We start from the raw sequence: 11,922 nt of genomic DNA, 5'->3' as shown, positions 1-11,922 counted from the left end.
GGTAACTTCCAACCATAGGGAAGGGAAGTTGCGCTTTGGCTGCACTCTGGAAACTCGGTCTTACGGCACTCTTTCTCGCCGTCCTCATCGGCCGGCACGTCCGGTTGGGTTGGGTAATGGTGCTGGGCTCCTTTTTCTTGGGGTTTCTTTTCCACCTCGCTCCCTTCGCCATCGTCGGCTCCATGTGGGCCGGCCTTAAGGCCTGGGAGACCATCAACCTTCTTCTCATCCTGGGACTGGTCATGCTCTTGGAGAACTTTCTCACGGAAAAAGAACTGATGCAGCGCATGGTGGAGCGGGCGCGGGCGGCCTTCCGCGACCCGCGCCTGGCCTTGGCTGCGCTGCCGGCCTTCATCGGCCTTCTGCCTTCGGCGGGCGGCGCCGTCTTCTCCTGCCCCATGGTGGAGCAGGTGGGAAGCCCGCTCGGCCTCTCCCGCGAGCGCAAGGCCTACATCAACTACTGGTACCGCCACCTGTTTGAATACTGGCTGCCGCTCTACCAGGCGGTGGTGCTGGCGGCCGGGATACTGGCCGTGCCCACCGGGAGCCTCATCCGCCACATGTGGCCTTTTACCCTCTTTGCCTGCCTGGTGGGCGCCGTGGTGGCCTTCCGCGGCCTGCCCTCGGCCGAGCTCACGGCGGTGGCGGCCCCGGCCGGGGAGCAGCTTGCGGTGTGGGGCCGGTTCCTGCGGGAGGCGTGGCCGGTGCTGCTCATCGTTATGCTGGTTTTGGTGTTCAACCTGAACGTTGCCCTCTCCGTCGGGGCGGTCCTGGGCCTGCTGCTCATTCTCCACCGCTACCCGCTGCGGCGGCTGCCGCGCCTTTTGCAGACGCTGATGGGAAACGACATCATGGCCAGCGTGGCGGCCATCATGGCCTTTCGCGGCGTGCTCCTCGCCACCGGGGCGGTGGAGGCCATGCCCGGCATCTTCGCCGCCCTGGGGGTGCCGCCGCTGCTGGCGGTGCTGGGGATTCCCTTCTGCGCAGGCCTGCTCATGGGCTCGAGCGTGGGCTACATCGGCGTCAGCTTCCCGCTCATCCAGGGCCTGCTCACCCTGGGCGGCGCTCTGAACCTGCGCTGGGCGGCTCTGGCCTATGCCGCGGGCCAGGCCGGGTTTATGCTCTCGCCGCTGCATTTGTGTTTTCCGCTCTCGGTGGACTACTTCCGTGCCGCCATGGGGCGCGTGTGGACCTGGGTGGCCCTTTCGGAAGCCGGGGTGATGGCCCTAGGGATTGCCCTTTATGCCCTGGCGTAAGAGCCCACCCCGAGGCAGGCAGATGTTGGTGCGCGGGCGCAGGTTCTGCGGGTCGAGCCCCGGGTTCACGGCCAGGATCTCCTCCACGGTGAAGCCGGTGGCCCGGGCGATTTTGTACAGGGTGTCGCCCGGCTCCACCACCCAGTAAATGCCGCTGGGACAGGGCGGGACCTCAGGCGGGACAATGGGCGGGGACGGTAATGAGATCCGCTGGCCCACCTGGAGGTTGTTCGGGTCAAGACCCGGGTTGGCGGCGAGGATGTCTTCCAGGTAGGTGCCGGTGGCTTGGGCGATGCTGTACAGGGTGTCCCCCGGGGCGACCACCCAGTACACGCCGCCGGGCCAGGGGTGCTGGTCATCCGGGTTGTCGGCGCCGGCAGGCACGGTGAGCACGCTGCCCACCTTAAGGTTCCACGGGTCGACGCCGGGGTTGGCCGCGAGCAGTTCCGAGAGCGGCACGCCGGTCTTGAAGGCGATTTGGTACAGGGTGTCGCCGGGCTGGATGGTCCAACGCTGCGCAGGCATGTTCATCCCTCCTCGTTTCCTGTGCTCGAGGGGCCTTACGCTACATATCTATTCGGCCGCCGCGCCGCTGACAGCCGCCGTAAAAAAAGAAGGGCAGGAAGCCTGCTCGGTTTCCTGCCCTCTTTGTTTCCGGCGCACAGCGGACCTGCTAGCTCTTTTTTCTTTTCAGATACCAGATGAGCGGGCAGCCGAGCCCGAACACCACCAGCGCTTCACTGGCGCCGATGCTGAGCGCTGTGGCCCAGTACGGCAGGCGGGCCAAAACATGCAGGTAAGCGCTGATGATGAAGGCGTTCAAGACCACCGGTGCAAGGTAGGCAATGACGCTGTGGCGAAAGCGGTAGGTTACCCAGGCGGCGAGCAGGGTGGTCAGGCTGCCCACCACCACGTCGATGAGCCCGGCCGGGCTCATGAGGTTTGCCAAGAGGCAGCCGAGGAAAACACCCCAGACGGCCTCCGGATAGATGATGGGGAGCACCGTCAGGGCCTCGGCCGCCCGGAACTGCGTCGGCATGAAGCTTACGGCCTGCAGCGCGTAGGTGAGGGCCGCGTAGAGCGCGGCGATGAGGGCGATGCGGACGACGGTATGAGCTTTCATGTGCCTTCTCCTTCCTTACCGGTTCAGCCGAAGTTTACCATACTGCAGCGCCGGGGGCAAGAAGCCGGTGGCCGAGGCGGCCGCTGCGTTTCTTGACACGAACATGTGTTTGGGAATATAATGAAAACAAGCCGAAGAATGGCTCAGTTGCTTCTACTCAGTAAGGTCGAGGGAAGGGAGGAGTTTCCGTGGGAGAGCGGGAGCAGCTGAAGTTGGAAGCAGTCCGGGCGGAGGTGGCGGCCCTGCGGCCACTTTATTGCGACGGCGCCGGCGACGGCACCGAGATCATCCTGCGTTCGGGAGAAAGGCTTTGGCAGCCGCGGCGCATCCGGGCGGTGCGGACCGAGCTGGCCCACCTTTACGGGGTGGACCTGGTGGCGGTGCGGCGCATCTACGGCGCGCTCCTGGAGCGTTCGAGCAGCGTGCCGCTGCCGCTTTGCCCGCGCCTGATCCTGGTGCCGCTGCGCCTGCGCCGGCCGCGGTGCCGTGGCGACGCCTCCCTGGGCTACATCTCTTACCACGAGGTCAAGGAGGTGCGCGCCGCCGAGCCAGGGCCCTTTCGGAGCCGTGTCGTTCTCTTTTCCGGGGTGGAGGTACCCGCCTTGTCCCGCCGGCGCGTCGTTCTGGAGCACCTGAGCGCCGCCCGCCTGGTGGAGGAGCGCTACCTCAGCCGACACGGCTGGAAGCCGCCCGCGGAGGAGCTTCGCCTGAGCGAGCGCCTGGGCGCCTTCCTGCGCGAGCTGAGCGCGCATTATCTCTTCTAGAAGCCTTCGTACAACCGGCTGCCGGCGGCCCATAGAGAGAGTCCCCCACCACAGCGGTGGGGGACTGTTTGCTTCGTTGGACCTCGTCTGCTGCCGGAGCCACTGCACGCCGGTCATTTTTTGCGGCGGGTCGCCGGCGGCCGGCGGCTGCGCCGCTCTGCTCCTTTCTCCGCCGTCCGCACCTGGATCAGAATCTTTCGTTTGTACTGATTAAATAAACTATTACTTACTCCCCCGGCCGTTTTCCAGGCTCCTGAGCAGGGCACGGATTTCGGCTTCGGTTAAGAGGTCCTTCTCAGGCGCATCGTCCTTGGTTCCGACAACGATTGCTCTGTCCGGATCGGTACGGGCTTCTTCCTGGGCCATCCGGTACACCCCCCTTCGGTGGTTCCGACTTTCAACGGGTAATGGCGCATTGGGCAACCACATCGCAGAGCACCAAGTCGTCGATCAAGAGGCTGGCTGCGTACACCACCGGGTTGTGAAAATTGCGGTACATCTGGAAACAGCGCGCGAGCCACTCGCTGGCGTCCCTCAGACTTTCGGCCGGGCTGCGCGACTGCTCTTCCTGCAGCATGCGGAGAAAGAGAGGGACCAGCGCCGGGTCAAACTGGCGGCCGCGCATCCGCTCGAGTTCCTGGCGTGCCTCCTGCCGGGTTTTAGTAGGTTGGTAAACGCGGGGCGACGTCATGGCGTCCCAGCTGTCACACAGGGCGAGGAGCCGCGCCGCCGGCGGTATGCCTGCCCCGCGGAGCCCAAAGTAACCTTCGCCGTTCCACCACTCATGGTGGTAGAGCACGCCGGCCGCCAGGCGCTCAGGCGGGTGCAGACCGGCCAGCATTTCCAGGCCGTACCGGGGGTGCTTTACCATCTCCTGCCACTCTGCGGCAGCGAGGCGGCCGGGCTTATGTAGAACCGCCGGCGCAATCCGCAGCTTCCCCACGTCATGCAAGAAAGCCGCCGTGACCAGGCTTTCCAGGGCGGCAGCGTCCAGGCGCATATATTTACCAGCTTTCAGTGCAAGCTTAGCCGTGTTCAAAGAGTGTCGGTGAACGTCTGGGAGTGCGTCTTCCAGCTGCGCCAAAAGTTGGAAGAAGAAGTCCAATGCCGATCTGCCTCGTTTCTACAACGGAAGTCGATCAGGGCCGAATCATGTAAGTCTAAATCGCATTATAGCATTCGAATCGACGACTGCCAAAAGCAAGTAACAGCAGTTTTGCCTGTTTATGCGGACCTAGGCGGCAATTGCTCCCTTATGCTCAGCAAGGATACATATATCTACCTGCAGTGCATAGGCCCTATGCGCCGCTGGGGCGAAAAGTAGAGGCAATACCTGTAAGTGGGGGCATATTCGATGCAAGAATTAGGAGCTACCCTGCGGGCCTGGCGCAAAGCCCGCAACATGAGCATCTACGATGTGGAGCGCCGCACGGGGATTCGCTTCAGCCTCGTCTCCGCGTACGAGCGGGGTGAGAAGAAACCCTCCCTGCAAAACGCGCGCAGGCTGGCACAGCTCTACGGGGTGCCGGTGGCTTACCTGGTGCTTTCCCCGGCGGAAGTCACCGAGTGCATCCCGCCGGAGCTGAAGGACGTGGTGAATCTTTTTCTCCGCCGCCCGGAACTGAGAAACCTGGTCACCCTCTTGGCGGACCTGCCGCCGGAGGGTGTACAGCACCTGGCGAACTTCCTGCACGCTGTCAAGGACCGCTCCCCCGACACCGGGCATGAAGGCTGAACCGCCGGGGCCTTGCTCCATGCCGAGGCAGTTCACCCCGGCGGTGCGGCGGTCCAAACGCTCCGGCCGGCACGGACTATTGACACCCGTGGCTGGATATGCTAGTATCGGAACGAAAAGCTGGACAAGTGAATAAAACTCTTATCCAGAGAGGTGGAGGGACGGGCCCGATGAAACCCGGCAGCGTGCCAGGGGGTGTCCTGGTGATGTGCCAATTCCTGCAGAATGTCAATTCTGGAAGATAGGAGTGCCCAGGCCGCTTCCAAATTGAGGCGGCCTTTTTGATTGAAGGGAGGACTTTTCGTGCCGGAGCGCTACCTGTTTACCTCAGAGTCGGTCACCGAAGGGCATCCGGACAAGGTGGCCGACCAGATCTCCGATGCTGTGCTGGATGCCATCATTGCCAAGGACCCCAATGCCCGCGTGGCCTGTGAAACCGCCGTCACCACCGGCCTGGTGCTGGTGATGGGGGAGATAAGCTGCGACTGCTACGTGGACATTCCTCACCTGGTCCGCGAAACCATCAAAGGCATCGGCTACACCCGGGCCAAGTTCGGTTTCGACGGCGACACCTGTGCTGTGCTGACTGCCATTGACGAACAGTCTCCGGACATCGCCCTGGGCGTGAACAAGGCCCTGGAGGCGAAACAAGGCCAGGCCGATCCTTGGGATCAGATCGGCGCCGGCGACCAGGGCATGGTCTTCGGTTACGCCTGCACCGAGACGCCGGAGCTGATGCCGCTGCCCATCTCGTTGGCGCACCGCCTGGCACGGCGGCTGGCGGAGGTGCGTAAAACCCGCCTGCTTCCGTACCTGCGGCCGGACGGCAAGACGCAGGTTACCATTGAATACGAAGGCAACCGGCCGCTGAGGGTGGATGCCGTGGTGGTTTCGGCCCAGCACAAGGCCGACGTGCCGCTGGAGAAGATCCGCGCCGATATCATCGAAACGGTGATCAAGCCGGTGATCCCTCCGGAGCTTCTCGATAGCCGTACCCGCTTTTTTGTCAATCCCACCGGGCGCTTTGTCCTGGGCGGCCCGGCGGCGGACTCGGGCCTTACCGGGCGCAAGATCATTGTGGACACGTACGGCGGCAGCGCCCGCCACGGCGGCGGCGCCTTTTCCGGCAAAGACCCCACCAAGGTGGACCGCTCCGCCAGCTACGCGGCGCGCTACGTGGCTAAGAATGTGGTGGCCGCCGGCCTGGCCGAGCGCTGCGAGGTGCAGATTGCCTACGCCATCGGCGTGGCGCGGCCGGTGTCCATCACCGTCGATACCTTCGGCACCGGTGCCCTGGGCAACAACGAACTCGCCCAGCTGATCCGCCGGCACTTTGAGCTGCGCCCGGCGGGCATTATCGAGACCTTGAACCTGCGCCGTCCCATCTACCGGCGGCTGGCCGCTTACGGGCACTTCGGCCGCCCCGATCTGGACCTTCCCTGGGAGAAAACCGATAAAGCCGAAACCCTGCGCCGGGCCGCCGCAGACCTCCGCTGAGCGGAGGCTTTTTTCTACTCCGGGATAAAGCTCTCAAGATTTGGCAGGAAGGCAGGGCCGGGAAGTCGAATACTGTAAGCCGGGGTGAAAAAGGCATGGAGGTTAACGCCGACCTGGCCCGCCTGGAGGAGATTCTCCACCAGACCGTCGATACCATCAAGGAAAGCCAGAAACAGATCAGCGCCATCGCCGACGAGGCGCGGGCCGAGGTGGCCCGGCTGAAGCGGGAGCTGGAACGGGTCAAGGGCGAAACCCTGGACGTTATTGAAGCGGTGGACGCCGCCCGGAGTGAAGAACAGCGCTCCCGCATGGAGCTGATGCGGGTGAGCCGCGACTTCAGCCAGTACGGCGAGGAGGACATCCGCCGCGCCTACGAGCGCGCCCGCGATGTCCAGGTGCGCCTTATTTTGCTCACGGAAAAAGAAAAGGCCCTGCGGGCCCAGCGCGATGAGATCGAGCGCAACCTGCGCAACGTAACCCGCCTGCTCAGCCGCTCGGAGGCGTTGACGGCCCAGGTGGGCGTGGCCATCGACTACCTGAGCGGCAACATCCAGCAGCTCTCCCAAACCCTGGCGACGGTGCAGGAGAAACGCGAAATCGCCGTGCGGGTTATTCAGGCCCAGGAAGAGGAGCGGCGGCGGGTGGCCCGCGATCTGCACGACGGCCTGGCGCAGCAGCTGGCCAGCGCCCTGCTCGAACTACAGGTGACGCAGCGCCTGCTGGAAGAGGATATCGACAAGGCGCGGAGCGAGCTGGAAACGGTGGAAAAGATCATCCGCAGCGGTCTCCGGGAGACGCGCGATGTCATCTTTAACCTGCGGCCACCTGCCTTGGACAACCTGGGGCTTAAGGCGGCGGTGGACAATCTGGCCGTCCAGGTTGAGGAGCGTACGGGCCTCAGCATAACCGTGACGGTGCACGGCGAAGAGCAGCAGCTGGAAGCCACCATGTTGAGCTGCGTCTTTCGCATTATCCAGGAGGCCCTGAACAACGTGGTCAAGCACGCCGAGGCGACCCAGGCGCAGGTGCGGATCGAGTTCAACCCGGCCTTCCTGGCCGTGCGGGTGGTGGACAACGGCAAGGGCTTTGTGCCGGAGAAGGGGGTGGCGAAAGCCGCTGGCGGCGAGCACCTGGGGCTTTTGGGGATGCGGGAGCGGGCGGAGCTCATCGGCGCTGCCCTGCGCATAAAGAGCACCCCCGGCAGGGGCACGCGCGTGGAGCTGCACCTGCCGTTGGGGGAGGCGGCGGCCGAAGGGGGTAAAGCGGGTGAATAAGGGCTACGCTTGGATTCTCCTCGCCGGGACGGCTTGGGGAAGCATCGGCGTCTTCGCCCGCCGGTTGCTTGACCTGGGCTTGAGCCCGCTCGATGTTTCCTGGCTGCGGGGGGTGGTGTCGCTGCTGGGACTGGTTCCCCTGGTCCTTTGCCGGCAGGGGGGCTGGCCGCGCCTGGCCCGGGAAGACCTTAAACTTTTTGCCGCCTTCGGCCTGGTTAACGGTGCACTTTATAACATCCTCTATTTCACGGCCGTCGATAAGGCAGGGGTTACCACGGCCGTTATCCTCCTTTATACCGCGCCTGCCTTTGCCACGCTCTTTGCCCGCCTGGCCTTCGCCGAGCCTCTCAGCCCGGGTAAGGCGTTCGCTGTGGCTCTTTCCCTGGCCGGGTGTTTTTTGGTGGCGCGCGGCTACAACCTGACGGCGCTCCGGCTCAACCTTGCAGGGGTGCTGGCCGGCCTCGGTGCAGGCGTCACCTACGGCTTGTACGGCATCTTCGGCAAAAAGGCCCGCGCGCGCTATCCGGCCGAAACCACGGTTTTGTACTGCACCCTGTTCGGCACCTTGTTCTTGACGCTGCTTCACCGGCCGCTGGCCCTGGTGCAACATGCGCACGGACCGGCCTTCTGGGGTCCGGCCCTGTCTTTGGGCCTCTGGGGGAGCCTGGTGCCTTGGGTGGCGTACACCACGGGTCTGGGGCTGGTGGAGGTGGGCCGGGCGGCGGTGGTGGCCAGCGTGGAACCGGTGGTGGGCGTGATTCTGGGGCTGGTTCTCCTGGGCGAGCGGCTGGACCTCTTGCAGACCGCCGGCATGGCCCTGGTGCTGGCGGCGGTGGTCTTTGCCCAGGCACCGGCCCCAAGCCGGCCCGCCGGGTCAAAGGTCCTGGCAGAGAAGTAACAAAGCTGGTCCTAGGCGTCGATATGTATATAAAGGTGAAATAAGTTGGCCTGGAGGAGGGGTTTAGCAGGTGGGGAAAATACGGGTGCTGGTGGTTGACGACCACCCGCTGGTGCGCAGCGGTATTAAGAAGATAGTGGAGCTTGAAGAGGACATCGAGATCGTCGGGGAAGCGGGTACCGCCAAGGATGCAGTAGCCGCGGTGGGGAGCGTGCGCCCGGATGTGGTGCTGATGGACCTGGACCTGCCGGACGTAAGCGGCGTGCAGGCTACCCGGGAGATCAAGGAAAAATACCCGGGCACAGGCGTGGTGGCGCTCACCATTCACGACGACCGCGACTACCTGCTGGAGATGGTGCGTGCCGGGGCGGAAGGCTACGTCCTCAAGGACGTGGAACCGGGGGGGCTGGTGAGCGCCATCCGGGCGGTGAAAGATGGCAATTCGTACATCTCGCCGCCGGCCGCGAAAAAACTCCTGGGAGAGTTTACGCGCCTGAGCAGCGGGCAGGAGGAGGACACGGTGGACGGGCTTACGGCCCGCGAGCAGGAGGTGCTGCGCCTCATCGCCCACGGGCAGAGCAACAAGGAGATCGGCACCGCCCTGGCCATCAGTGAAAAGACCGTGAAAAACCACGTTACCAGCATCTTCCGCAAGATCGGAGTGGACGATCGTACCGAGGCGGCGCTCTACGCCATTCGCCGCGGGTTGGTGGATATCAACTAGGCGTGACAGGCACGCGGCTTCCACCCGGAGCATAGCATGCAGCGAAAGGGCGGTGAAAGCATGCTCTGGGCCGGAAGTGACCTGTCGCGGTACATCCTGATTCTGCTCGCGGTGTACGGGCTCCTGGCTCTCATTGGTGCCGTGCGGCGCAGCTGGAGGGAGCGCACGCGGGCCAAGGACGAGAAGCCCTTCATCAGCATCCTGGTCATTGCCCACAATGATGAAGACAAAATTGAGGGGGTGCTGCGCTGGCTCCTGGGGCTGGACTACCTGGACGCGCGTGGACGCCCCAATTTCGAAGTGGTGGTGGTAAGTGCCGGTGCCTGCGACCAGACACCGGCCATAGCGGAGCGGCTGGCACGGGAATTCTGCACCCTTACGGCCGTAAGCGTTCCCCCGGGCGCAGAGGCGTACGAGGAGGGGATCGCGTGCTGCCGGGGCGAGGTGATTTGCCTGATGGATCTGGCCAAGCAGGCACCGGGCCGCGCCGGCCGGGCGGTGACGCGTATCCTTTCCTAGGACCCCGACACCCTGTGATGCAGGCCTTAAGTTACCCAGAAAATTAAGACCGGCGGCGGATGGACAAACGGGCCGTGGCTGCTAGAATTGTTTTCGAGGGGGTTTGACAAAATGTACCTCCGCCACGGCCGAACCGGTCGAATTTTGGTATGGAAGATCTTGTTCGCCAGCGAGCTGACGAGCCGCCGGGGGATGATGGGGCAAGGCGCCCTCCGCCTGGCCGACGGGGTGGGGATTTTCGCCGGCAGCGGCAGCTTGGCCAGTGTCCCGGTGCAAAACCCCTTGGACCTGGTGGCCCTGGACCGGGATCTTAAGGTAGTGGCGGTGTATCCGGCCATACTTCCGGCCCAGGCGGGCCGCGTGCGCGTCGAGAAGCTGCTCGGGCTCAGCGCCGGGGCGGCGGCGCGGGCCGATCTTAGATGCGGCGATACTTTGGAGTTGGGTTTATGTTAAGCCCGGTAGGTGGTGTGCCGGGCTCCTTTTGCGCCTTCAGTCGGCTGACGGCCGGCACTTAGCGAAAGTTGCAGAAGAGTTGCACCAGGCCGGCTTTTGGCTCTTCTCCCCTTCCCGCCGTAAACTTAAGGCGGAGGAGGGGAGAGGATGACGGACAAGACAAAGCTGGAGCACCTGGTGCGGGCGGCGCAAAGGGGGGAGCCGGCGGCGCTGGCGGCGTTGGTGGGCCGTTTCCAGCCGCTGGTGTGGGCGGCGGCGCGGCGCCTGGCCCCGACGCCGGACGATGCCGAAGACCTGGCCCAGGAGGGTAACCTGGCCTTGGTGCTGGCCGTTCGCGCGTTCCGCCCGGCGGGGGGAGCGCCGTTTGCCTGGTATGCCAAGCGCCGGGTGTACTGGGCCGTGCAGGCGGCGGCCCGGCGCCTCAAAAGGGGCCGGAGCCGGGAGGAGGCTACTTTGGACGAAGCCGGAGCGGGCGGCCTCAGCCCGGTCGATCTCCTGGAAGATCCGGCCCCCGGCCCCGAGGACTGCGCCATTGCGGCCAGCGCGCGCGCCGCCCTGCGTACGGCCTGGGACCGGCTCACACCCCGGCAGCGCCAGGTGCTCAGCGCCCGCGCTGGGGGAGCCACTTTCCTCCAGGTGGCGGCGGCGCTGGGGATTGCGCCCTCGAGCGCCAAAGGGATTGCCGCCCGCGGCACCGCGCGCGTGAAAAAACTTTTGGCCGGCCGCGTCTAATCGTACTCCCGCCGTCAGTCTATAGGCGAAGGCGGACGGAAGGAGGTGACGCGGATGGCGGTGCAGCGAGTCCCGGAGGGCGCCCGCCTACAGCTTTCGCTGCAGACGGGAACGGACGAAGCCGGCAAACCCGTGGTGCGGGCCAAGTCCTTCGCCAACGTGAAGGCCGATGCCGCCGACCAGGATGTTTTCGACGTTGCGCAGGCGCTGGCGGGCCTGCAGATCTACCCGCTGGTGGCGGTGCGGCGCATCGATACCGGTGCCTTGAACGAAGTGGCCTAAAGCGGGCCGGGTAAAGACACGGCTTCTCAAAGGAGGTGAAGGACGTGGAGAAAACCTTGAGCCTGGTCTTTAAGAACGCAGCCGGGCGCACCACCACCCTGTCCCTGGCCGCACCGCGCGACGATCTCACCGACGCGGAGGTGGCGCAGGTTATGCAGACCATCATCCAAAAGAACATCTTCGCCGGCAGCGGTGGCGAGCTGGTGGCGGCGGCGACGGCCCGGCTGGTAAGCCGCGACGTGAGCGAGTTTACCGTGGCTTAGGCCGCGGAGGTGTTGCAGCGTGGAGCAGACGGTCTTCAGCCAGATTGCCAACCTGGGCTTTCCGGTGGTGGTGTCCATCTACCTCCTGGTGCGTATGGAAGGCAAGCTGGATGAACTAACCAAAAGCATCGCCGAGCTGGCGCAGACCATCAGTTCGCTGCGGGCGTAGAGTGCAACCGGCGGGGCCAGACAGTCCGCCCTGGCTGCCGCCGGGCCTGATCAACGCGGAATCAAGGTCTTATCAAATTAGTACGCCTGATGGAAGGAAATGGACGCAGGTTGTCGAATGCTCTTACATAGTGTCACTAAACGCCCGAAACGGCAAAGTCACCGAAAGGTGGCGGCGCAAAGCCATGGGTCTAAAGCCACGCGGCTACGATCGCCAGGCTGCCGAAGGCACAT

At 64.5% G+C, this 11,922-nt stretch carries 17 protein-coding genes and 2 riboswitches; of the genes, 13 read left to right on the top strand and 4 right to left on the bottom strand.

The features are described from left to right. Window positions 1-35 precede the first annotated feature (35 nt). Window positions 36-1,256 carry a DUF401 family protein gene (locus tag K5554_RS11785; RefSeq protein WP_221038657.1) on the top strand — a complete coding sequence of 407 codons (1,221 nt, stop codon included), beginning with the start codon at window positions 36-38 and terminating at the stop codon, window positions 1,254-1,256. Here K5554_RS11785 and K5554_RS11780 read toward each other — a convergent pair. Then, entirely contained in the window at window positions 1,227-1,781 is a 555-nt protein-coding gene (locus K5554_RS11780; protein WP_221038656.1) for a LysM domain-containing protein, read from the bottom strand. The genes K5554_RS11785 and K5554_RS11780 overlap by 30 nt on opposite strands. A 148-nt stretch (window positions 1,782-1,929) precedes the next feature. Further along, on the bottom strand, window positions 1,930-2,379 hold the full coding sequence (locus tag K5554_RS11775; RefSeq protein WP_221038655.1) for a QueT transporter family protein: 450 nt from the start codon (window positions 2,377-2,379) through the stop codon (window positions 1,930-1,932). Window positions 2,380-2,567: 188 nt separating this feature from the next. Here K5554_RS11775 and K5554_RS11770 point away from each other — a divergent pair, with 188 nt between their 5' ends. Then, window positions 2,568-3,143 carry a hypothetical protein gene (locus K5554_RS11770; protein WP_221038654.1) on the top strand — a complete coding sequence of 192 codons (576 nt, stop codon included), beginning with the start codon at window positions 2,568-2,570 and terminating at the stop codon, window positions 3,141-3,143. A 222-nt stretch (window positions 3,144-3,365) separates the two neighbouring features. On the opposite strand, the gene K5554_RS11765 is transcribed toward K5554_RS11770, so the two are convergent. Both K5554_RS11765 and K5554_RS11760 read right to left on the bottom strand, forming a co-directional pair. Then, window positions 3,366-3,509, bottom strand: a complete 144-nt coding sequence (locus K5554_RS11765; protein ID WP_221038653.1) for a hypothetical protein — start codon at window positions 3,507-3,509, stop codon at window positions 3,366-3,368. A 31-nt stretch (window positions 3,510-3,540) separates the two neighbouring features. Continuing rightward, window positions 3,541-4,227: an HD-GYP domain-containing protein gene (locus K5554_RS11760; RefSeq protein ID WP_370636987.1), complete on the bottom strand. Its 687-nt coding sequence runs from the start codon at window positions 4,225-4,227 to the stop codon at window positions 3,541-3,543. A gap of 270 nt (window positions 4,228-4,497) precedes the next feature. Here K5554_RS11760 and K5554_RS11755 point away from each other — a divergent pair, with 270 nt between their 5' ends. The 11 genes from K5554_RS11755 to K5554_RS11705 all read left to right on the top strand — a co-directional run bounded on the left by K5554_RS11755 (window position 4,498) and on the right by K5554_RS11705 (window position 11,689). Beyond that, window positions 4,498-4,878 carry a helix-turn-helix domain-containing protein gene (locus K5554_RS11755; RefSeq protein ID WP_221038651.1) on the top strand — a complete coding sequence of 127 codons (381 nt, stop codon included), beginning with the start codon at window positions 4,498-4,500 and terminating at the stop codon, window positions 4,876-4,878. A gap of 138 nt (window positions 4,879-5,016) precedes the next feature. Next, window positions 5,017-5,126, top strand: a riboswitch (SAM riboswitch). Window positions 5,127-5,181: 55 nt separating this feature from the next. Further along, window positions 5,182-6,375, top strand: coding sequence for a methionine adenosyltransferase (gene metK / locus K5554_RS11750; RefSeq protein WP_221038650.1), 1,194 nt, complete (start codon window positions 5,182-5,184; stop codon window positions 6,373-6,375). Between the two features lie 95 nt (window positions 6,376-6,470). Then, window positions 6,471-7,649: a sensor histidine kinase gene (locus K5554_RS11745; RefSeq protein ID WP_221038649.1), complete on the top strand. Its 1,179-nt coding sequence runs from the start codon at window positions 6,471-6,473 to the stop codon at window positions 7,647-7,649. Next, the gene (locus K5554_RS11740; protein WP_221038648.1) at window positions 7,642-8,547 is read left to right on the top strand and encodes a DMT family transporter; all 906 of its coding nucleotides are present in this window, start codon (window positions 7,642-7,644) and stop codon (window positions 8,545-8,547) included. The genes K5554_RS11745 and K5554_RS11740 overlap by 8 nt, the downstream gene beginning before the upstream one ends. Before the next feature lie 70 nt (window positions 8,548-8,617). Continuing rightward, window positions 8,618-9,271, top strand: a complete 654-nt coding sequence (locus K5554_RS11735) for a response regulator transcription factor (RefSeq protein ID WP_221038647.1) — start codon at window positions 8,618-8,620, stop codon at window positions 9,269-9,271. A gap of 60 nt (window positions 9,272-9,331) precedes the next feature. Next, window positions 9,332-9,790: a glycosyltransferase family 2 protein gene (locus K5554_RS11730; RefSeq protein WP_221038646.1), complete on the top strand. Its 459-nt coding sequence runs from the start codon at window positions 9,332-9,334 to the stop codon at window positions 9,788-9,790. Window positions 9,791-9,901: 111 nt separating this feature from the next. Further along, entirely contained in the window at window positions 9,902-10,243 is a 342-nt protein-coding gene (locus K5554_RS11725) for a DUF192 domain-containing protein (RefSeq protein WP_221038645.1), read from the top strand. Between the two features lie 147 nt (window positions 10,244-10,390). Continuing rightward, complete coding sequence (locus K5554_RS11720; RefSeq protein ID WP_221038644.1) at window positions 10,391-10,975, top strand: RNA polymerase sigma factor; 585 nt, start codon at window positions 10,391-10,393, stop codon at window positions 10,973-10,975. 54 nt (window positions 10,976-11,029) lie between these two features. Continuing rightward, window positions 11,030-11,257: a DUF1659 domain-containing protein gene (locus K5554_RS11715; protein ID WP_221038643.1), complete on the top strand. Its 228-nt coding sequence runs from the start codon at window positions 11,030-11,032 to the stop codon at window positions 11,255-11,257. A 44-nt stretch (window positions 11,258-11,301) separates the two neighbouring features. Beyond that, window positions 11,302-11,520, top strand: coding sequence for a DUF2922 domain-containing protein (locus K5554_RS11710; RefSeq protein WP_221038642.1), 219 nt, complete (start codon window positions 11,302-11,304; stop codon window positions 11,518-11,520). A gap of 19 nt (window positions 11,521-11,539) precedes the next feature. Further along, window positions 11,540-11,689, top strand: a complete 150-nt coding sequence (locus K5554_RS11705; protein WP_221038641.1) for a YvrJ family protein — start codon at window positions 11,540-11,542, stop codon at window positions 11,687-11,689. A gap of 141 nt (window positions 11,690-11,830) precedes the next feature. Beyond that, window positions 11,831-11,915: riboswitch (cyclic di-GMP riboswitch) on the top strand. Window positions 11,916-11,922 lie beyond the last annotated feature (7 nt).

The sequence above is a fragment of the Gelria sp. Kuro-4 genome (genome assembly GCF_019668485.1).
In the GTDB taxonomy this organism is placed as follows: domain Bacteria; phylum Bacillota; class DTU030; order DUMP01; family DUMP01; genus DUMP01.
The sequence above is the reverse complement of the archived record's forward strand: the minus strand, read 5'-3'. Positions and strand labels throughout refer to the sequence as shown.